This window comes from Streptosporangium sp. NPDC049644, assembly GCF_040675205.1.
GTDB classification, from domain to species: Bacteria; Actinomycetota; Actinomycetes; order Streptosporangiales; family Streptosporangiaceae; genus Streptosporangium; species Streptosporangium fukuiense.
On the sequence record NZ_JBFAOJ010000002.1, the window covers coordinates 32,302 to 52,412 of the forward strand.

General features: G+C 67.3%; 16 protein-coding genes. 5 read left to right on the forward strand and 11 right to left on the reverse strand.

The window, feature by feature from the left end; translation table 11 throughout:
• The first annotated feature begins 365 nt into the window (after positions 1–365).
• The 3 genes from AB0J58_RS01275 to AB0J58_RS01285 all read left to right on the forward strand — a co-directional run bounded on the left by AB0J58_RS01275 (position 366) and on the right by AB0J58_RS01285 (position 3,848).
• Entirely contained in the window at positions 366–1,208 is an 843-nt protein-coding gene (locus tag AB0J58_RS01275) for a hypothetical protein (protein WP_364208615.1), read from the forward strand.
• Entirely contained in the window at positions 1,198–2,964 is a 1,767-nt protein-coding gene (locus AB0J58_RS01280) for a DUF4012 domain-containing protein (protein WP_364208617.1), read from the forward strand. Before AB0J58_RS01275 ends, AB0J58_RS01280 begins: the two co-directional genes overlap by 11 nt.
• Before the next feature lie 290 nt (positions 2,965–3,254).
• On the forward strand, positions 3,255–3,848 hold the full coding sequence (locus tag AB0J58_RS01285) for a hypothetical protein (RefSeq protein ID WP_364208620.1): 594 nt from the start codon (positions 3,255–3,257) through the stop codon (positions 3,846–3,848).
• Here the strand turns inward: AB0J58_RS01285 and AB0J58_RS01290 are convergent.
• From AB0J58_RS01290 to AB0J58_RS01310, 5 genes are read right to left on the reverse strand one after another with little or no spacing between them, the layout of a single operon-like run.
• The gene (locus AB0J58_RS01290) at positions 3,814–5,190 is read right to left on the reverse strand and encodes a polysaccharide biosynthesis tyrosine autokinase (RefSeq protein ID WP_364208624.1); all 1,377 of its coding nucleotides are present in this window, start codon (positions 5,188–5,190) and stop codon (positions 3,814–3,816) included. The genes AB0J58_RS01285 and AB0J58_RS01290 overlap by 35 nt on opposite strands.
• Before the next feature lie 4 nt (positions 5,191–5,194).
• Positions 5,195–6,223: an MraY family glycosyltransferase gene (locus tag AB0J58_RS01295; protein WP_364209035.1), complete on the reverse strand. Its 1,029-nt coding sequence runs from the start codon at positions 6,221–6,223 to the stop codon at positions 5,195–5,197.
• 5 nt (positions 6,224–6,228) lie between these two features.
• Positions 6,229–7,218: a GDP-mannose 4,6-dehydratase gene (locus AB0J58_RS01300; protein ID WP_364208627.1), complete on the reverse strand. Its 990-nt coding sequence runs from the start codon at positions 7,216–7,218 to the stop codon at positions 6,229–6,231.
• 56 nt (positions 7,219–7,274) lie between these two features.
• Entirely contained in the window at positions 7,275–8,240 is a 966-nt protein-coding gene (locus AB0J58_RS01305) for an NAD-dependent epimerase/dehydratase family protein (RefSeq protein ID WP_364208630.1), read from the reverse strand.
• The gene (locus AB0J58_RS01310) at positions 8,237–9,403 is read right to left on the reverse strand and encodes a glycosyltransferase (protein ID WP_364208633.1); all 1,167 of its coding nucleotides are present in this window, start codon (positions 9,401–9,403) and stop codon (positions 8,237–8,239) included. The genes AB0J58_RS01305 and AB0J58_RS01310 overlap by 4 nt, the downstream gene beginning before the upstream one ends.
• Before the next feature lie 390 nt (positions 9,404–9,793).
• Between AB0J58_RS01310 and AB0J58_RS01315 the strand changes: the two genes are divergently transcribed.
• Together AB0J58_RS01315 and AB0J58_RS01320 are read left to right on the forward strand one after the other, a co-directional pair.
• Positions 9,794–11,050, forward strand: a complete 1,257-nt coding sequence (locus AB0J58_RS01315) for a hypothetical protein (RefSeq protein ID WP_364208636.1) — start codon at positions 9,794–9,796, stop codon at positions 11,048–11,050.
• Between the two features lie 428 nt (positions 11,051–11,478).
• Positions 11,479–12,393 carry a glycosyltransferase family A protein gene (locus tag AB0J58_RS01320; protein ID WP_364208639.1) on the forward strand — a complete coding sequence of 305 codons (915 nt, stop codon included), beginning with the start codon at positions 11,479–11,481 and terminating at the stop codon, positions 12,391–12,393.
• A 114-nt stretch (positions 12,394–12,507) separates the two neighbouring features.
• Here the strand turns inward: AB0J58_RS01320 and AB0J58_RS01325 are convergent, their stop codons facing one another.
• From AB0J58_RS01325 to AB0J58_RS01350, 6 genes are all read right to left on the reverse strand, one after another.
• The gene (locus tag AB0J58_RS01325; protein WP_364208640.1) at positions 12,508–13,824 is read right to left on the reverse strand and encodes a polysaccharide biosynthesis C-terminal domain-containing protein; all 1,317 of its coding nucleotides are present in this window, start codon (positions 13,822–13,824) and stop codon (positions 12,508–12,510) included.
• Positions 13,825–13,960: 136 nt separating this feature from the next.
• On the reverse strand, positions 13,961–14,122 hold the full coding sequence (locus tag AB0J58_RS01330) for a hypothetical protein (RefSeq protein WP_364208643.1): 162 nt from the start codon (positions 14,120–14,122) through the stop codon (positions 13,961–13,963).
• Positions 14,123–14,206: 84 nt separating this feature from the next.
• Positions 14,207–16,108, reverse strand: a complete 1,902-nt coding sequence (asnB, locus tag AB0J58_RS01335; protein WP_364208646.1) for an asparagine synthase (glutamine-hydrolyzing) — start codon at positions 16,106–16,108, stop codon at positions 14,207–14,209.
• A gap of 5 nt (positions 16,109–16,113) precedes the next feature.
• Positions 16,114–17,256, reverse strand: coding sequence for a glycosyltransferase family 4 protein (locus AB0J58_RS01340; protein WP_364208649.1), 1,143 nt, complete (start codon positions 17,254–17,256; stop codon positions 16,114–16,116).
• 219 nt (positions 17,257–17,475) lie between these two features.
• Complete coding sequence (locus AB0J58_RS01345) at positions 17,476–18,471, reverse strand: methyltransferase domain-containing protein (RefSeq protein ID WP_364208652.1); 996 nt, start codon at positions 18,469–18,471, stop codon at positions 17,476–17,478.
• 211 nt (positions 18,472–18,682) lie between these two features.
• A complete protein-coding gene (locus AB0J58_RS01350; protein WP_364208655.1) occupies positions 18,683–20,014 on the reverse strand; it encodes a glycosyltransferase in 1,332 nt (443 codons plus the stop codon).
• Positions 20,015–20,111: the final 97 nt, after the last annotated feature.

Here is a 20,111-nt window from a genome sequence, read left to right on the forward strand (position 1 = left end):
CCGCAGTCTAGGGACGATCCGGCTAGGGACGACCCGGCCCGGTGGACACGGGTGCCCGCCGCAAGAAGGGCGTGCATGAAAATCGTCCTGCGTGTCAGGAATTTTCGCGGTAATCGGCGTATCCAGTGGTCATCCTACCGAGAGGGGGGGTTTCAATATTCGGAGAACGATCGGTGATCGTTCGGCAAGGTGAGGGGCAGCCTAAGTAGCAATTTTCGGGCGGGCGAATATAAAAGACTCCGGGGACACGTCGCTTGCGTGATGGGTGTCTTGTTCTGTGGCCGGAACCATTGCTGTGGGAGCCCAAAATGGCTATAAAATGCATAATATCCATCCTTATCATGGCGGCTGCTGGGAGCAGTCCGATGATCGGCCCCCTGGGGACGGCGGCCGCGGGAACCGGTCCACCAGCGTCGGTGATCGTCTCGGACACACAGCCCTACCCGCCGTTCATCAATGTCCTCTCCGTCGCCGTGGCCATCCTCGACGATGCCGAGGAGATCGCCGACGATGCCGAGGAGATCGCCCGGCAGGCCGCGGCCATCGCCGCCGCCTGCCGGCGGCAGGGCGGTGGCGAGAACGGTGTCACCCTCGACATCGGCGGTAACCTGCGGAGGGGCGACGGCGACGGGGACCTCTCGGCACTGAGAGTCGCCCCCGCCGCGGCGAAGCTCGCCGGCGACGCCGCCGCGGTCGCCTCCGCGACCCAGCAAGAGGCGGCCGGGACCGCCGATGACGGAGGCATCGCCGAGGAGGCCAGGCGGATCGCGAACGAGGCGAGGCACATCGCCGATGAGGCGGAGCGGATCGCCCACGAGGCGGAGGACGTCGTCACCCTCGCGGGGACGGTCGACCTCGAGGCCGCGAGGCTCGCCTCCAGGGCCGCGGAGATCGCCTTCAACGCCGAGAAGGTCGCCTCCGAGGCCGAGGCGGTGGCCGATCGGGTGGCCGACAACGGTTGTGGAGAGAACGTCGGTCGCGGTCACGGTGATGGCCTGGGGGAGAACGTCGGCTTTGACTGTGGCGGTGGCGGCTGCTGTAGCGGTGGCGGCGGTTGCTGTGGAGGACGTACGTGCGAGGCGGGCAAGGAGCTTCCGTTCACGGGAGCACCCGCCGGGGCGGTCGCCGCGCTGGGTGGTGGCCTGCTCGCAGTGGGGACCGGGGTGCTGTTGTTCAGCCGGCGCCGCCGACTCGCAAGTGCGAAGTAGCTCACGAGGAGGGAAGGCTCGCCGGGCCGTCCTACTGGCCTCCGCCGTCGTCCTGACGATCGCCGGAGGCTGGTCGGTCCATCTGGGACTGCGGGTTCGCGATCACCTGACGGCGGCCGCGGCCGCGCTGACCCGGCTTGAACCGCTGGTGAGTGCCGGTGCCCCCGCCTCGGCGGCGGGGGCGCTCGCGGAGGCTCGGCTGCACGCGGCCGAGGCGCGAAGGCTCACCGGGGGACCGGACTGGTGGTTGATCTCCCATGTTCCCTTCGCGGGAGACGCCGCGACGACCGTGGGTGGCCTTGCCTGGGCCGCCGACGAGCTGACCGATGTGCTCACCGGGGTACAGGAGGCGGGCGCGCCGTTCATGACGGTCACCGACCGTGCCCTGAACGACATGCGGGGACAACTGGCCACCCTCGACGCCGTGGCACCGGTTCTCAGCGATGCCGTCACCCGTCTGGCGCGGGTGGAATCACGCCTGCGGGCCACTCCGGCCGACACCCGCCTGAACACCCTCGACGAGGCCAGGAACACCGCGCTGAGCGGGCTCGCCCGGCTGCGCGGCCCCCTCCGGATCGCGGCCGACACCGCGGTACTGCTGCCGCCGATGCTCGGCAAGGAGGGTACCCGCCGTTACTTCCTGGCCTTCCAGACCAACGCCGAGGCACGAGGCACAGGGGGGTTGGTGGGAGCCTTCGGCATCCTGAATGCCGACAGGGGGAGGATCGCCGTCGAGCGGCTGTCCGCCAACACCGGCCTGGTCACGAGCCCCGTCCCCGTCGCCGACCACGGCCCGGACTTCCTCCGGCGCTACGGGCCGGGTGCGGCCAGGATGCTCTCCGTCTCCAACCTCTCCCCGCACTTCCCCTACGCCGCGGCCATCTGGACCGGACTGTGGGAAAGGCAGTCGCGCACCCGACTGGACGGCGCCGTCGCCACGGACCCGGTCGGCCTGGCCTACCTGCTGAGGCTGACCGGACCGGTCACCCTGCCCGGCGGGGAGCAGGTGACCGAGGGAAACGTCGTCGACCTCACCGAGCGGCTGGCCTACGTCCGCTATCCGGATTCGGCGGCGCGAAAACGGTTCCTGATCAGGGTGGCCGGCGCCGTCAGCGAGGCGCTACCCAGGGCTTTCTCGGACCCGATGGCGCTGCTGCCCGTCCTGGGCCGCATGGTGGGCGAGCGGCGGATCCAGGTCTGGAGCCGCCACGGGGCCGAACAGCGGCTACTGGCCCGAGCCCCGATCGGGGGGGTGCTGCCGTCACGGCCTGGACCGTTCGCGGGACTGGTGGTCAACAACTCCGCCGGGGGCAAGCTCGACTATTACCTGGATCGCTCCCTGGACTACGAGCTGGGCCCCTGCCAGGGCGGCCTGCGCTCCTCGACCGTGCGAATCCGGCTCACCAACGACGTGCCAAAGGAGGTCCTGCCCTCCTACGTCACCGGCCGGCTCGACCTTTCCCGGCGACAGCACCTCCCCGGCTCCAACCTGCTCTGGGTCTCGCTGTACGGCGGGCGCGGCGGACAGGTGACCGAGGCCCGGCTCGACGGCGCCCGGATGGCGATCCTCAGGGAGAAGGAGCGGTTCCACCCCGTTTACTCGACCATGCTGGAACTGGCTCCCGGTCAGTCGCGTTCCCTGGAGTTCGATCTCACCGAGCCGGTCTCGGGGAAACCGCCGCTGGCTCCGGTACAGCCGCTGGTCCGCCCCCAGCGAACCCGCGTCATCCAACACCCGGAGGGGTGTCCCTTCTGACGCCGTACTCTCCCCGGCGGAAGGCAGGGCGGGTTCGCTCCCGGTGCACTCCCGCGCCGCCTCGCTCGCCGGATCGGCAGAGAAGAGCAAAGAACTGCGCGCCGTCGGCGAAGGCGCGCCGGAGACGATCTACCCTCGCGCTTATGAGGGCTTCACCGTGGACCTGGAGAACCGTACCGGCCCCCGGGAGAACCGATGGCCCCGAGGTTCTTCCGGGGAAGGGCGAGAGCGCTCCGGCAGGGCACGAGGGCTGCGGGCAGCGCTGCTGGCGGGATGTCCGGGAGGTACGGGTGCCACGGGACAGTGTCCGCTTCCGCATCCTCTTCGTGTGCACCGGCAACGTCTGCCGCTCCCCGATGGCCGAGCGGCTGACCCGCTCCGCCATCGGGCCGTGCCCCGCGGTCCAGGTGATCAGCGCGGGCACCCGCGCCGAACCGGGGCGGGAGATGACCGAGCATGCCCGGCGGGTCCTGGTACGGCTCGGCGGCGATCCGGCCGGCTTCGGCTCCCGCCCGCTCAGCCCCGAGCTGGTGGCCGCCGCGGACCTCGTGCTGACGGCCACCCACGGGCACCGCGCGGAATCGGTGGCCATGCACCTCGCGGCGGCCACCCGGACTTTCACCATCGCCGAGTTCGGCACACTGGTGCGGGCCGTGCCGCCCGAGGAGATCGTCCGGCACCGGGATCCCGTACGGCGGGCCCGCGCACTGGTCGACGAGACACGGGCGATGCGCGGGCTGGTCCGGGTCGACCGGTTCGACATCGCCGATCCGTACGGGCGCTCCCGGCTGGTCTATCGGATGGTGGGACGGCGCATCGCGAGATCGCTCGCCGTCCCGCTCCGGTTGCTCACACACCCACCGGCTTCTTGGCCGGCTTTTTGACCTCTGCCTGGTACTCGTACCCGTAGCCGTGGTAGGCGTCGTTGCCCGACCGGACGAAGTTCAGGACGGTTCCCACCACGCGGACGTTGATCGATGACAGCAGCTCCGAGGCGCGGGCCATGTGTTCCCGGCGGGTCTTGCCGTACCGGGCGACGAGCAACGCGCCGTCGCAGAGTGCGGCGATCGCCGCCGCGTCGGTGATGGGCAGTAGCGGCGGCGCGTCGATGATCACCATGTCGTACGCCGCGGTGAGCTGGGCGAGTACCTCACGCATCCCGCCCGAGCCGAGCAGCTCGCTCGGGTTGGGCGGGATCTGGCCGCTCGGCAGGACGGACAGACCGGCCTCGCCCCAGACCTGGATGACCTCGTCCAGGCGTGCCCTGTCGATCAGCACGTCCGTCAGGCCGATCGCTCCCTCGATGCCGAGGTAGCGAGGAATGCTGGGACGGCGCAGGTCGCCGTCCACCAGGACGACCCGCCAGCCGGCCTGGGCCAGCGTGATCGCGAGGTTGGCGGAGGTCGAGGACTTCCCCTCGCCCGGCAGACAGCTGGTGACCACGAGTGATTTCGGCTGCCGGTCGACGCCGATGAACTGCAGGTTGGTGCGGAGCGCGCGAAACGCCTCGGATCTGGTGGACCGGCCGCGGTTGCGCAGGATCAGGGGGTAGTGCCGCGCGTCCCGCTCGTAGCCGATGACTCCGAGGGTCGAGTTGCCCGACGCCTCCTGCAGTGCCTGGGAGGTCTTGATGGTCGTGTCCAGCCGGTCTCGGAGGATGATCGCGGTCATGGTGGCCAGCAGCGCGGTCAGCACCGCGACCGCCAGGTTGGCCAGTGGTCTGGGACTGACGGGTTCCTCCGGGACATCCGCCTGGTCCACTATCGTGATCTTGACGGTGGGGCGGCTGCGCGGAGTGGGCCGCTCGATCTGGTCGATCAACTCGGCGAACCGGGCCCCCAGGGCGTTGGCCAGCTGGGAGGCTCGCGCGGGGTCGGTGTCGGTGACCGTGGCACGCAGGAACACGGTGCCCGGGACGGCCTCGGCGGTGATGTTCCCCTGGAGGCGCCCGATGTCCTCACCCTTGACGATCTGGCCGACCACCCGGCGGCTGGACAGCAGGCTGGCGTAGGAGTGCACCCGCTGGGCCGACAACATGCCCGCCTGATAGGCGGTGGAGAGACTGCCCTCCTTGTCATAACCCGACACCAGCATGGAGATCGTCGCGACATATTTCGGCGGCGTGTTCGCCGTGATGGCGAGCGCCGCGCCTACCGCCAGGATCACCGAGAGGAGGAGGAACAACCACTTCCTGCGCGCCAGTCGTATGTAGTAGAGCAGATCCACGGGGTCAACGCCGCCTTTCGCGGATTTTCTGAGGGGCCTTGGGGCGCTGGACCGGCGAGTCGACGCTCGCGCCGCGCAGTAGACCGATGAGGACGACGGCGATCACGCCCGCGATGACCACCGCGATGAGCGGTGACAGCCGGCCCAGGACCATCGTCAGGCAGAGGGCACCGGTGATCGCCGTGATCGCGCCCAGCGTCACGGAGACCGCCCGGGTTCCCAGGCCGATGTGGCGTAGCCGGTGAGACAGGTGATCGGTGCCGCCCTGCAACGGTGAGCGGTTCGCCAGTGTCCGGGAGAGGAAGACCACGCAGGTGTCGACGGTCGCGACGAAGGTCGGCAGGAACAGTCCGGCGATCGTCGCGTCCGGGGGCCGTCCGGTGACCAGGACGGTCGCCGAACAGGCCAGCGTGAATCCGAGGAACAACGATCCGGAGTCCCCCATGAACACTCTCGCGGGCGCCCAGTTGTGCGGCAGGAAACCCAGGCACGCGCAGGCGAGCGCGAACAGGAATACCGCGAGCGCGGTGTGGCCCTGTACCAGGGCCGTGGCCGCGAGGAGACCGGCGGTCACGGTGGCGACGGTTCCCAGCGCACCGTCCATGTTGTCCAGCAGGTTGAAGGAGTTCGTCATCACGACGACCCACACCACGGTGAGGGCGCCGTCCAGCCACGTCCCGGTCAGGGGTGCCTGGACGCCGGAGAGCACCACCCCGATCGCCACCACGGTCTCCACGGCCAGCCTGGTGGCCGCGGGCAGGGGGGCGATGTCGTCGATCAGGCCGAGGACGCACACCGCGACGGCGGCGAGGAGGATAGCGGTGATCTGCAGATCGGCGAGGCCGAGCACGATCACGGTGGGCGTGACCGTGCCCACCGTGATCGCGATACCGCCGAGATAGGGGGTCGGGCGGGCATGGGCCCTGTGCCCGCCGGGGCGGTCGACGAGATCCCAGTGCAGTGCCAGGTGCCTCAACGGCACGACGGTCGCCAGGCTGAGAAGGCAGGCCGCGCCCGCGGCGAGGGCGATCATTCCGTTCACCGGGGGCACGCCGCCGGAGCACCGCTGGACTCTCCGATGACCTCGGTGAGGATCCTGTCGAGAGAACGCTGCGGCACCCAGCCGGTGAGCGCGCGGAGCTTCGCGGTGTCCGGGACCCTGCGGGTCATGTCCTCGAATCCCCGCTCGTAGGCCTCGGAATAGGGGATGAGGTCGACCCCGGAGGTGGATCCGGTGAGCTCGATGATGAGTTTCGCCAGCTCCATGATGCTGACCTCTTCGGCGGAGCCGATGTTGAAAGTCTCACCGACGGCCGCGTCCTCGTCGAGCAGCCGGAGCAGCGCGTCGATGACGTCCGCGACGTGCGCGAAGCAGCGGGTCTGGGTCCCGTCGCCGAAGACCGTCAGCGGCGTGGCCGACAGGGCCTGCCGGACGAGGCTCGGGATCACCATGCCGTAGGTCGGGCTCTGCCGCGGGCCCACGGTGTTGAACAACCGGACGACGATCGTCGGCAGGCCACGCTCCCTGTGATAGGCGTTGGCGAGGATCTCGTCGACGGCCTTGGCGGTGCTGTAGGCCCAGCGGACCACCGCGGGGCTGCCGAGAATGCGGTCGGCGTCCTCGCGCAGCGCACCGGAGGAGTTCTTGCCGTAGATCTCGCTCGTGCTGGTGATCAAGATCTTCTTCCGGTACCGGTGCGCGGCCTCGATGACGATCTCCGAACCTCGGATGTTGGTCGTCAACGACCGCAGCGGTTGCTCGACGATCAGCTTGACGCCGACCGCGGCCGCCATGTGGACGACGACGTCGCACCGGTGGACCAACTCGTCGACCATGAGTTCGTCCAGGACCGAACCGTGCACGAAACGCAGGTCCGGGTGGGGCCGCAGGTTCTCCAGCCGCCCCGTCGACAGGTTGTCCAGGACGACGACGGAGTCACCACGCGCGAGCAGCGCGTCGGCCAGGTGCGATCCGATGAATCCACTTCCACCCGTTATCAGATAGTTGGTTCTTGATGCCGTGCTCACGGGTTCCCCTCATCACGTGCTTGGAGAGATCTCTGTTGGCGGGAGGAGGTGGTGGTTCACGCGTACGTGCCAAGCGTCGACTCGATACCCGGAACCTGGGTCGTCTCGAACCAGCGCACCGTTGTGCGGAGCCCGTCCTCAAGCGGGACGGGGCACACACCGGGGAACAGTTCGCGCAGAAGATGGGGAGAGGCCTGGGACTGCCGGATGTCGCCCGACCTCGGCGGCAGGTGAGCCGACTCGACCGGGCGGCCGAGGACCTCGGCGAGGACGTCTATCAGGTGCCGGAGGGAGACCGTGGTGCCGAACGCCAGGTTCACCGGCTTCGTGCTGGTCATCCGGAACGCGGCCGCGTCGGCGAGGACCCGGGTGACCGACCCCACGTAGGTGAAGTCCCGCGACTGGAGGCCGTCGCCGTGCAGCGGCACCGGCTCGCCCCGCAGCGCCGCGGAGACGAACGCCGGGATCACCGCCGCGTAGGCGTGTCCGGCGGTCTGCAGCGGGCCGTAGACGTTGAAGAAGCGGAACGGCATGACCGGTAGGCCGTAGCTGTGCGCGTAGGCCATCGCGTAGGCCTCGCCCGCGAGCTTGCCGGCCCCGTACGGGCTGAGCGGTCTGGTGGGCAGGTCCTCGTGCTTGTGGGGCTCGGGGCTGTCGCCGTACACCGAGGAGGAGGAGGCGAGGATCACGTGTGGCCTGTTCGCGCGGCACGCCTCGAGCACGTGGAGGGTGCCCGTAGCGTTGACGGAGTGCGAGGCCAGTGGGTCGAGGAGCGAGCGGGGCACCGACGGGCGGGCGGCAAGGTGGACGACGGTGGCGACGTCCGCGACGAGGTCGGCCAGGAGATCCCGGTCCAGGATGCTGCCCATCACGAAGTCCACTCCGACACCGTTGAGGTTGGCGAGCTCTCCGCTGCTCAGGTCGTCCAGCACGGTGATGTTCTTGACTTCGGGCCGAGCCGCGAGCGCACGGCACAGATTCGCGCCGATGAACCCCGCTCCACCGGTCACCAGGACTCTCACTTGTTCATTCCTCTCATGATTCCTGTCGTAACAAGGCGATCGCGGTGTTCCGCGTACAGTGCTCGATAAAGGGCTTCGGTGTCCGCGACGAGGCGCTCCACGTTGAAGGAGGCACTGGCCCATCGGCGGGCCGCCTCGCCCATCCGGCAGGCGAGCGCGGGGTCGGAGAGCAGTCTCACGGTGTGTCGCGCCAGTTCCCCCGCGTCGGCCCCGGCCAGCAGGCCGGTGCGCCCGTCCTGGACGATCTCGGCGACGCTTCCGACTCGCGTGGAGACGGCCGGGGTTCCGGCCATCCCGGCCTCGATGAGGGTGAGGGGCGTGCCCTCGTTGTCGGAGGTCAGCAGGATCACGTCGGCTGCGGCGTATACCGTCTCGACATCTTTTCTCCACCCGAGCATGCGAAAGGAGTCCCCCGCAGGCCGGATGCTCTGCTCCACCTCCTCCTTGAGGTCGCCTCCTCCGCAGATGACGAAGCGGCAGTCGGGCAGGCTCCGCAGGACGGCGTTCGCCGTGGCGACGAACCGGTCCGGCCGTTTCACTGATGTGAGCCGTCCTACGAAGGCCACGACAGGCGCGTCCGAGGGAAGGTTCAGAGCGGCACGGGCCGCCCCGCGCTCGGGAATCCGGCCCAGCCGGACACCGGGTGGTATCACGACATACTGCTCCGACCGGCCGATCCCGGCCGCTAGCAGGTCGTCGCGGACCTGAGATCCGACGGTCACCAGCCGATCCGACATGGACGCGAGGAGCCGTTCCACCTGTACGTACAGGTGACGTTTGGCCGGTGAGAAGTAGCCGTGCAGGAGATGGCCGTGGAAAACGTGGATCCGGGCCGAACCGACGCCGGCGAGGCGTGACGCCGTACGGCCGAGCGCACCCGCCTTGGCCGTCCGTGTGTGGACGACGTGCGGGCGGAACGCACGTATGGCGCTGATCAGATGGAAGAGGGCCCGATAGTCGTCGGTGGGTCTGAGCGGCCGGCCGAGGCCCGCGACTCGGTGAACCTGCACCGCCGAGTCGCGGAGCCGGAGGTGGTCCCCCTCGCCGCTGTCGACGTGACCGGTATAGAGATGGTGGTCGAACTCATCCGGGTTCAGCCCTTCAGACAATCCCATTACCTGGGTAGCGGGGCCGCCGACATTCATCCGGGCAATGATTTCCATGACACGAATCCGACTGTCGGGCTTCACACAGGCTCCTTGCTGACAGGCATGGCTCACGTCGAGAAGCTAACTAGGGATTCGGGCCGTTCCATCCACGCCGTCACGGCGGTGGTGAAATGTTTTATCGCTCCCTACCTGCGCGTTATCGAGCCGCGTTGCTCGGTGTGACGGCCGTCCGCGTCGCTTCACGGACAGCGGGCTCAACCGGCGGGATACGCCGGCGAAAAGAATCGGCAATGGTGGGTAATCACCAGACCATGGACATCCTCCGGACATGAGGACATCCGCCCCTCGGCGCTAGCGTCGCCGACGCAGAGTCGCTCGCCGGTGGGTCAAACCGACCGCCGGCCCCTGTGACGTCGTCCTGACGCGGATCGAAGGTAGCCTCCCGTGGAATATCTCATCGTTGCCGTCGCCGCAGTGGTGCTCGTCTTTCTTGTCCGTGCGAACCTGGACGCCGCAGTGGCGCGCCGGGTCCTGCCGGTCCTGCTCGCCGCCTTCGTCGTCCGGCTGGTCGTCCACGTCCTGGTGATGCGGAGTGGTGTCATCGACTACGGCGGTGACAATCTGGGCTACGAGGGGAGGGCCGTTGGAATCGTCGAATACTGGAGGCAGGAGGGTTTCCAGTTCGTCACGGCCGATGAGATCGACACCCTCACCTCCGTCGCTGTGCCGTGCCAGGTCTTCGCGATCGTCATCTACCTGTGCGGTGGCCTCGCTCCGCTCGCCTGCACCGCCATCGTCGCGCTCCTCGCCTGTGCGCTGTGCATCGTCATCTACAGACTTGCCCGGCTCGTCGGCGCCGACGAGCGCTCGGCGTTTCTGGTGCTCGTCGTCACGGCGTTCATGCCCGCGTTCCTGTTGCACACCTCGGACACATACAAGGACGGCTTCAACGCATTTCTCGTGGTGACCAGCATCGGCCTGGGAGTTTCGCTTTCACGACGATTCGACCTGCACAGGCTCCTCATGCTCGTCCCGCTGCTGTGGGCCCTGTGGTACGTGCGGCCGTACATGGTGTTCATGTGCGCGGTGCCGCTGATCCTTGGCCTGGTGGGTCTCAAGAGCGTGTTCTCCCCACGGCGCATGCTCGTCTTCGCGATGCTGCTGGTATCCGCCGTGTTCGTTTTCGGGGGCGTTTACGGGGAAGCCCAGATCGAGGCGGCCCAGGAGCAGCTTGAGAACGGCCAGTCGGCGGTCGTCCGTCGTGCCAACGGGGACGGGAGGTCGGGCGTCGTCTTCGAAGACGGCGGCGACCCGTGGAACGCGCTCGGCTCCAAGGTGCTCTACACGCTCCTGTCCCCGTTCCCCTGGACCGAGGGCGGCCTGATATTGCATCTCGGGAAGATAGACGTCCTTATCTGGTATTTCCTTCTTTACAGCGCGGCGCGCGGGTGCCGCCGGCTGTGGCGCCGTGACCGCGCGACACTCCTGATCCTCATGTCGTTCATCATCCCGGGCACGATCGTCTACGCCAGCACCATGGCCAACATCGGCCTGATCTTCCGGCAACGCATACCGATCGTCCTGGTCACGAGTGTGCTCGCCGCAGTGGCGTGGAGCAGGAGCTCACGGGGCGAGGAGCAGCCCGCGGTCTCTCCCTCATGCGGGCGGCCTGCCGATGACGGTGTCTCGAAGGTGATCTGACGGCGCGACCGGGCCGGGTCGCCGGAGGAAGCGCGGCCGGTGCTCCAACGGCGGAACCATACCTCCGACATGACCAACGTTAGCCGAACCTTTCGCCGGTGCATGCTGATCATCACGGCTGCGCGCCCGCCGTCCGCCGTAGCATCGGTCACGATACGACAGCCTGCGAACTCGCTTCAGGACGGATGGTTCGATCGCACGGTACCGAGCCGGCTCGAAGAGCCCGCGCGCGGTCTCCTCCGACTGCCGTCCGTTTCCAGGATCCGCCCTTTCCCGAGATGGGAGCCATGTGGTGATGATGCACCGGATCGACGTGAGTGCGGTCCCCGGCCTGGTCCTCGCCGGACGGCGGGCAGGCGACGATCGACCGTGCGGGGGAGCCGCCGTACCGCCCGATGTCTTCGCGACAGTGGTATGAGGTGTGCCGGATGCTGGTCACCGTTCTCACCCCCACGTTCAACCGGGCAGGGTATCTCCCGGAACTCCACGCGAGCCTATTGCGTCAGGACATGGACCTGGAATGGGTCGTCATCGACGACGGGTCGACCGACGACACCGAAGATGTCATGGAAGAACTGGCCCGGATCAGCCCGTTCCCGGTCCGCTTTCAGCGGCAGCCGAACGGCGGGAAGCACTCGGCGTTCAATCACGGGGTCTCGATGGCCCGCGGCGAGCTGATCGCTCAGATCGACTCGGACGACCTGCTCGTTCCCGGCGGGCTGTGCCGCCTCCTGGACCATTGGTCCGATATCGGGGACAGCCGGCGGTACGCCGGGGTCGCCGGCCTCTGCGTGGACGAGCGGGGGCACGTCGTCGGTGAGAGATTCCCGCGCGACGTGATCGATGCAAGCTGGCAGGAAGCGGTCTATCGGTACTCCACGGCCGGCGACAAACCGAGAATGTACAGAACCGATGTCCTCCGCGCGCATCCCTTTCCCCTGAGAACGGGGTACGTCGCCGAAAGCGTGCTCTGGCGGGCGATCGGAAGAAATTATCTGACACGTCACGTCAACGAGCAGGTCGTCGTGTGCCGTATGTCCGCGCAGAATCGCCTGACCCGGCGTCCCTTCGCCGAGATCGCCTCTGGGGCCGTCATGCAGCACGGCATCACCCTCGCTGAGGACATCGCATGGCTGCGCTCCAGGCCGGTTCATTTCGTCAGGGCCGCGGTGAACCTCTCGCGGGCCTGTTTCCATCAGAAGGAACCGGTGTGGCGCCGCTCCCGCGGTTTCGACGCGGTGACCGCCAGAGCTCTGAGCCTGGGCTCGATACCACTTGGCTGGGTGTTCTACCGAATGGACCTGCTCTCCTCTGGCTCAGGAGAAAGTCATCATGAGCGTTGAGGGGAGACTCGGCCCTCCCGGCCGAGGGCCCGTGACGTCCGTGGCCGGTGTCTGATCACGGCCACCGCCGGCCCCCAGGCGCCTCCGCCGACCTCCCCTGGAAGGAACACGGCATCAGGCATCATGGCGGCGCCACCGGGCGATCAGGCCGGAATCCGTTAGCGGTGCCAGTACCGAACGCGCCTCGGACAGGCGAGGCAGGAGATCGCGTAGCGGGAGATGTGTCGAACGCGTGAACCATGCCACTTCGAGCAAGGCCATGAGGATGTAGGCGACGCTGGACGCGAGGGCGGCGCCCAGCGCGCCCCAGCGAGGAATCAACACCAGGTTGAGCAGGACGTTGATGGTCAGCGCGCCGACGGCGATGACAGTCATGGAGATCGGCCGGGCGAGCCGTACGAGATGCTGCTCGACCAATCGGATCACCGAAAGCGCGATCATTCCGGGGGCCAGTGCCAGCAGCGGTATGACGCTACCGGCGAAAGGCCGGCCGTAGACCAGCGGGATCAGCACGGGGGAGACGGCCGCCAGGATCCCGATGAAGGCTGTGGAGAGAAGCAGGTTGAGCCAGAGGGCGCGGACGGTGATCTGCTCGGCCTGCCGGACGTCGCCATAGGCCTGCAGGGGAAGCATGACCCGGGTGATCGCCTCTGCCGGGATGCAGGCAAGGGAGAGCGTCGTGACCGCGACGGTGTAGATCCCGACCGTGGCGGCGGAGTCGAGAGCGTTTATCAGCAGGGTGTCAACGGTCATCAGGAGATAGAAGGCCACCAGCCCGATGTGGTAGCGGCTCCCCATGACGAGCTGGCGGCAGGCGAGCCGACCGTCCGTCAGCAGGGGACGCGGGCGGAGCGCCCGGATGAGAAGGATGAAAGGAAGGACCACTGACATCGTCCAGCACACGATGACGCTGGTCACCGTGACGTGGCCGGTGGCCGCCAAGACCAGAAGGGGGAGGCACTGGATCGACGCGGCGGCGACGGTACCGCGGTTGATGATGTCCACCTGTGATCGCAGCAGCGCGATGCCTTTGAGATTCGTGGCCGCCACGCCGAAAGGCACGGTCAGCAGTGCCAGGCCGAGCAGCGGAGACGTCGTCGGCATGGCGCCGACACGCATCAGCGTCAGCGCGATCAGCGCGGTGGCCGTCCCCGAGAGCAGGCCGATCACCAGGCCGTTCGCGAGAAGACTGCGGTGCCGTGCCCGGTCCGTCCACAGATAGATCTGTGCTTTCTCGACAGACAGGTGCCCCAGCAGGATGGCGGTGAGCGTCGTGGTCGCGATGACCGAGTAGGTTCCCCGCCCCTCGGGCTGAAGGGTCCGTGCGATCAGCACGCCCGTCACCGTGCCCAGCAACACCTGGACCGCATGGCTCCCGACGGTCTGGAGCACCCTGCTGAGGGAGGAGCTCAGGTCCGCGGCAGGGGGCATCGGAAGCCTGTCCGGACGCTGCGGGATGACCGCTCGGTTGAACGGCCGATCCGGTCGACCTCGGTGGATCTTGATCCGGAGGGAGAGTCGTGATGGACGAATTCGGGGTCTGGGGGTGATGTTGTGGCCATTCCGGCTATTCCACACATCGGGTCTCCAGGAGTCGGTGGTACAGGTTGATGTGCTGGGTGGTCATGGCGGTTGCGTCGAGGTTCTTGCGTGCCCAGGCGCGTGCCGCGGTCGCCAGGGCGGTGGCGTGCCGGGGGTGGGTGAGCAGGTGGGTGATGGCTTCGGCCAAGGCTGCGGGGCCGGCTTCTCGGACCTCGGTGCCCGGCGACGACGATCGGAACCCGTCGGCCGGCGGGCGGCTCCGCGTGCCGGGTCATCGCAGTTGCCGGGCCTGGCATCCGGCCCCGCTGATGAGGGCGCTCTCCGGGATTGCGTGCGCTCGGTTCCAGAGCTCGAACTGCAGCAGCGCCCACAGCCGGGCGCCGTGGTCGGCACCGTTCATGTGCCTACGGAGCAACTCCTGGACCACCGCTGGTCGGAACAGGCCTCTGCTGCGTGCGGTGCCGTCGGTGAGCATGTCGTAGGCCAGTTCCCGCAGTTCGCCACGGAGCCACGCAGCGAGAGGCACACTGAACCCCTTTTTGGGATAGCGCAGCAGCTGTTCGGGGAGCCAGGGGGCCACCGCGCGTTTGAGCAGGAGTTTGGTCTGGCCGCTGCGGATGTGCAGCGCGCTGGGAAGGGTGGCCGCCCACTCCATTATGTGGTGGTCCAGGAACGGTGAGCGGGCCTCCAGTGAGTTGGCCATCGATGTGATGTCAGCCTTGACCAACAGGTCACCCGGAAGATAGGTGAGGGTGTCGACATCCATGACACGGCCGAGATCGGTCTCAGCGGACGACCCCTGGAAGGCCTCCTCCAGCAGGAGGTAGCTGTCCACCCCCGTCAGTAAGTCCCGGAGCGCGTCGCTGTAGATCTCGGATTTCTGCTCCGGCGTGAAGTATGACATCAGACGGGCGTAGCGCTGTGATGGACGCGCCGCGGCGAACCTCATCAGCCGGCCCAGCCTGTGGGTCAGGGATCGGGAGTCGCTCCGCTCGCTCACGAGGGTGCCGGTGCGCGTGAGCGTCGCCGCCAGGGCCGGGGGCAGCGCCGGAATCCTACGGGCCTGGTTCATCAGCGCGTAGCGCTGGTAGCCGCCGAAGCACTCGTCGCCGCCGTCTCCGTTGAGCGCGACAGTGACGTGCTGCCGGCTCAGCTGGGCCACGTAGAAACTGGGGATCGCGGAGGAGTCGGCGAACGGTTCGTCGAAGTGCCAGGCGAGGCGTGGCAGCATGTCGAGCAGGTTCGATGTCACGACGAGCTCATGGTGATCAGTGGAGTACCGGTCGGCGACCATCCGTGCTTTGTGGCGTTCGTCGTACCGACTGTCCTCGAAGCCGATGCAGAATGTCTTGACCGGCTCGGTGCTCTGCATCGCCATGGCGGCGACCACGGCGGAGGAGTCTATGCCCCCGGACAGGAATGCCCCGATGGGCCGCTCGCTCACCATGCGGATCCGGGTCGCGTCCAAGATCAGTTCGCGTAGCCGTTCCTCCTCCTCCCGCTGGTCCACCACCGGTCGTGGGGTGCGGTTCGGCTGCCAATAGCGGTTGACCGTGATCCTGCCGTGCTCCCAGACGAGCACGTGTCCGGGGGAGAGCTTGTGCACGCCCTGGTAGATGGACCACGGCGCGGGGACGTACTGGTACGTCAGGTAGTGATGCAGGGCGACGGGATCGATCTCGCGGCCCATGCCGGGGTCCTGTGCGAGGGACTTCAGCTCGGACGCGAACCGGATAGAGGAGTGGTCGGCCCGCCAGTAGAGCGGTTTCTTACCCACCCGGTCCCTGGCCAGAACCAGCCGCTGGTGGTCTCGATCCCAGATGGCGAAAGCGAACATCCCCCTGAGCCGGTGAACGAGCTCTACGCCGAACTCTTCGTAGAGATGCACCAGGCATTCGGAGTCTCCGGCGGTACGCAGACGGTGCCCCTTGGCGATCAACATGTCGCGGAGCTCGGCGAAGTTGTAGATCTCGCCGTTGAACACGGCCACGACGCGGTTGTCCTCGTTGTAGACGGGCTGGTCGCCGGTCGCCACATCGATGATCGCCAGCCGGCGCATGCCGAGTGCCGAGTGTTCGTCACTGTGGAAGCCCGCGCCGTCCGGTCCCCGGTGCACGATCACATCGCACATGCGGCGGACGAGTTCGGGGTCTGGGTGTGATGTTGTGGCCATTCCGGCTATTCCACACATCGGGTCTCCAGGAGTTGGCGGTACAGGTTGATGTGCTGGGTGGTCATGGCGGTTGCGTCGAGGTTCTTGCGTGCCCAGGCGCGTGCCGCGGTCGCCAGGGTGGTGGCGTGCCGGGGGTGGGTGAGCAGGTGGGTGATGGCTTCGGCCAGGGCTGCGGGGTCGGCGGGGGGGACGAGGAGGCCGCGGTCTTCGAGGAGTTCGGGTGTGCCGCCTACCGAGGTGGCGATGATGGGCCGGCCGGCGGCCATCGCTTCCATGACCGCGTTGCTGAGGCCTTCGGACAGGGAGGGCAGTACGACGATGTCGGCGCGGGCCAGGAGGCCGGCGGTACCGGTGCGGGATCCGAGGAAGCGGACGTCGAGGCCGAGTGTGGTGGCCTGGGTTTGGAGGGGGGCGTATTCGGGGCCGTCGCCGACGAGGATGATCGTGCAGGGGTTGCCCTGCCGGGCCAGGGTGGCGGCGGCGTCGACCAGGAACCGGTGTCCTTTGATCTCCAGGAGGTTGGCCACGCACAGGATGACGGGCAGTGGGGTGTCGATGTTCTCTGGTTCGGCCGGGTCGAAGGCCGTTTCGGGGAGGCCGTTGTAGATCACGCTGAGTTTGTGCGCGGGGAGGTGTTCGACGGTGCGGGCGTCCTCGGCGACGGCGGCGGCGTTGGCGATGACGTGGTCGGTGATGCGGTTCACGGCCCGTTCCAGAGCCAGCACACACCAGCGTTCCCGCTTGAAGAAGCTCAGACTGCGCCGGCCCGCGACGACGACCGGAACCCCCGCCAGCCGGGCGGCGGGTGTAGCCACGACGTAACCGAAGTAGAGAAACGCATGCAGCACCTGAGGCCTCAGATGTCGCAACAGACGTATGAGACGGGCGGCGGCGCGCAGGTTGGCGACCAGGGCCGACGGTTCAAAGGAGAGGGACGCGAAGCCGAGCCGGTGTACCTCGATCCCCACCAGGCGCAAAGTCTTCGCACACCCCTCATCTCCCCGCAGGACGAGCACGCTGACGTCGATATTCCTCGCGTGCAGTTGCCGGGCCAGCAGGGAGACCTGCGCCTCGGTCCCCCCGGGCAGCGCCAGCTGCGGAATGAGAAGTGCGACGCGCCGGAGGCCGGATCTATCGTTGGCCGCCACGACGTTCCCCTTCCGGAGGCTGCTCTTCGGTATGAAATCCAATGTGAGGTGCCACGTCCGCGGTTCTCAGCCGGACTGGTCGTCAGGTGTGCGGTGAGGGTGGGGACGTGACCGGCCGGCCGGGCGGGGCCGTTTGACAGGCGTCACCCTGAGGAGGGTCGAGAGAAGTCGGCCGCCGAGCCTGGCCAGGCGCGCCGATCGCCGACGTGCGGACGCCGGTTATTTGACGCCGCGGATGACGTACAGCCCGCGGTGACGTTCGATGGAGACCTCACGCAAAGCCAGCTCCTGCGTCCACCGCTCAAGGCGCCGCCGGGTCTGCGGCTTTTCGTAGCGCGGCGAGAGCCAGTCGAAGGTGTCCAGTACCGACCAGCTCCGGGCGGTCTCTCTGTCCGTCACACCCAGATAGCGATGGTTCGCGACCGGGATCAGGCGTGCCAGGCACTGTCCCGCCCACGGGACGGCGCTGAGCTTCATGGACAGGGGGAGCAGCTTCGGCACGGCCTTCTCCACGAGGGCGTAGAGCTTGGCGGGAGGCACGTGTTTGGTGATCGGACGCAGCAGCTGCCGGGGATGGGGATAGGCGACGATCGCCGCGTACACGTCGATGCAGAACCGGCCGCCGGGCCGCAGATAGCGGAACAGCGTCTTGAACGTCTTCTCGACGTCCGGCGTGTGCTGGATCACCCCGCAGCAGAACAGGAAGTCGAACGACTCCTCGGGAAACGGCAGTGCGTAGATGCTGGCCTGGACAAGCCTCAAACGAGGAAAGTGGCCGTTCGAGGCGGCGTTGGCGTGGACGGCGCTGGATATGTCGACCGACGTCACCTGGGCGCCGGTCTCGCACAGGACCTCGGTGAACCGCCCCGCCCCGCTGCCGCATTCGAGTACGGTCTTTCCCGTGAGCTCGGCGGCCGACCAGCCGCTCGCGTTCATCAGTCGATCACGCGAGATCGGCATGCCGGAGTGTGAGTCAAGCTGCGTCAGCCGGTGCTGGTTCCACTGGTATCCGAACCCCTCCGCGTAGTTGTCCCGGGGAACGAACCGTGGAATTCCATTGTCGATGGGGTATGCGGTCGAGCACGAATCGCACCGTAGTTCGGCCGCGGCACGGAGTGGACCATGACAGCGCGGGCAGCACAGCACGGACTGCCAGACGGCCTCGTCGTCCGTCTCGATGTCCGTGCCGCCGTCTACGCGTTTGGAAAGAGTCATTCGATTGCCTATCCAGCAAGACAACAAGGACGGCCACGCCGGCCGGTCCCTGGTTCCCGAGTCATGTTACGGAGTGTGACCGCACGGACACGAGCAGGTGGAAGGGTGTGTCCCGAGACGGACCGTTGAAAAAGTTGAAAAAGACGACGGGTTCCGTCCCTCGCGCAGGAAAACGTGAAGCTGTTTTGGGCGCAACATGATCCGCTCTCATCTAGCGTTGGGCGCGGTGACCGATCGGTATGTTCAGATCTGTCGCGAACTTCTGACGTATGAGGCGCGCGTAGGTGCTCAGGTATCGATTGACGAGCCTGTCGCTGGTTAGGTGGTCCACCGCCCACGCCTGCGCCGAGGCGCCCAGTCGCTTCGCGAGCACATGATCGGTGAGCAGGCGCTGGATCGCGTCGGCCAGAGCGGCGGCGTCGGCCGGGGGGACGAGCAGTCCGCGGTTCTCTTCGAGGAGCTCGGGTACGCCGCCGACGCGCGTCGAGACCGTGGGAAGTCCGGCTGCCATCGCCTCCATGATGCAGTTCCCGAGGGCCTCTGCCAGTGTCGGATGGGCCATGATGTCGGCGCGGGCCAGCCAGGCGTGCACGTCGGTTCGGAAGCCGGGAAAGCGAACGTCGATCCCGAGCTGCTCCGCTTGCCTCTCCAGGTTGCCGCGTTCCGGTCCGTCCCCGATCAAAACGATGGTGCACCTCAGCCCGCGGAGTTCGAGGAGCGCCGCGGCGTCGAGCAGGTAGCGGTGACCCTTGAGGGGCTGAAGCCTGCTCACGCAGATCACGACGGGGAACTCCGTTTCCAAGGGGGCCGGGCTATGTGGAAGAAACGCCGTGGGTGGGAGGCCGTTGTGGATCACACTGATTTTGTGGTGGACGCGGAAGCGGCTTGAGAGCTCGTCCGCGATGCTCTGGCTGACCGGAACGATGTGATCGGCCATGTGGTTGGCGGCCCTGTCTATGAGCGATGTCAGAAGACCTCTGCCGGTGATCATGAGTGGTGTGTGACGTCCCGCCACCACTAAAGGGACCCCGGCCAACTTACCTGCTGGTACACCGATGGCGTAGGAGTGGAACAGGTGGGCGTGAAGCACGTGAGGTCGGGCCTGGCGCAGGAGGCGTACGAGACGGCAGAACGCCGCGACGTCGCAGAGGAGCGCTCGCCGCCAGCCGGCGGTGCTGATGGTCCGGAAGCGCAGATGCACCACGGGAACCCCCGCATCCTGGAGAAACGCTTCGAAGGGGCCACCGTCGAAGAGCAGGAGTACGCGGCTGTCGACACCGCGGGCACGTAGTTCCTTGGCGCGCAGTACGACTTGGCTTTCCGCGCCACCTATGCCCATAGTGCCGATCATGTAGAAAACGCGTAATTCTCGGCCATCCGTCAGGCGACGATTATGCCTGAGGCGTCGCCCCTTATGATTTCTGATCATGGCTGTAGCATTACAGATCGCGACTGTATCTCCCATTCCAGGAGGTGGTGTGTCTCGCCGCTCATCCGTACTGGCCGGCCCATGTGAACGAATGGCAAATACATTGAAAAACATGGCCGTCCAAATCCGGCCAGGACGCTCGTGTCGTGAGACTTGCGTGCATGGCTAAGACTCCGCACCTTCAAAGTCCCTTGCCGGATCCCCTTGAACT

Bases quoted from the DNA above. Each gene is read 5' to 3' on its own strand.
- AB0J58_RS01350 (WP_364208655.1), bottom strand. From the start codon at position 20,014: ATGTTTTTCAATGTATTTGCCATTCGTTCACATGGGCCGGCCAGTACG.
- AB0J58_RS01295 (WP_364209035.1), bottom strand. From the start codon at position 6,223: ATGATCGCCCTCGCCGCGGGCGCGGCCTGCCTTCTCAGCCTGGCGACC.
- AB0J58_RS01275 (WP_364208615.1), top strand. From the start codon at position 366: ATGATCGGCCCCCTGGGGACGGCGGCCGCGGGAACCGGTCCACCAGCG.
- AB0J58_RS01310 (WP_364208633.1), bottom strand. From the start codon at position 9,403: ATGGAAATCATTGCCCGGATGAATGTCGGCGGCCCCGCTACCCAGGTA.
- asnB (WP_364208646.1), bottom strand. From the start codon at position 16,108: ATGGCCACAACATCACACCCAGACCCCGAACTCGTCCGCCGCATGTGC.
- AB0J58_RS01345 (WP_364208652.1), bottom strand. From the start codon at position 18,471: ATGACTCTTTCCAAACGCGTAGACGGCGGCACGGACATCGAGACGGAC.
- AB0J58_RS01320 (WP_364208639.1), top strand. From the start codon at position 11,479: ATGCTGGTCACCGTTCTCACCCCCACGTTCAACCGGGCAGGGTATCTC.
- AB0J58_RS01325 (WP_364208640.1), bottom strand. From the start codon at position 13,824: ATGCCCCCTGCCGCGGACCTGAGCTCCTCCCTCAGCAGGGTGCTCCAG.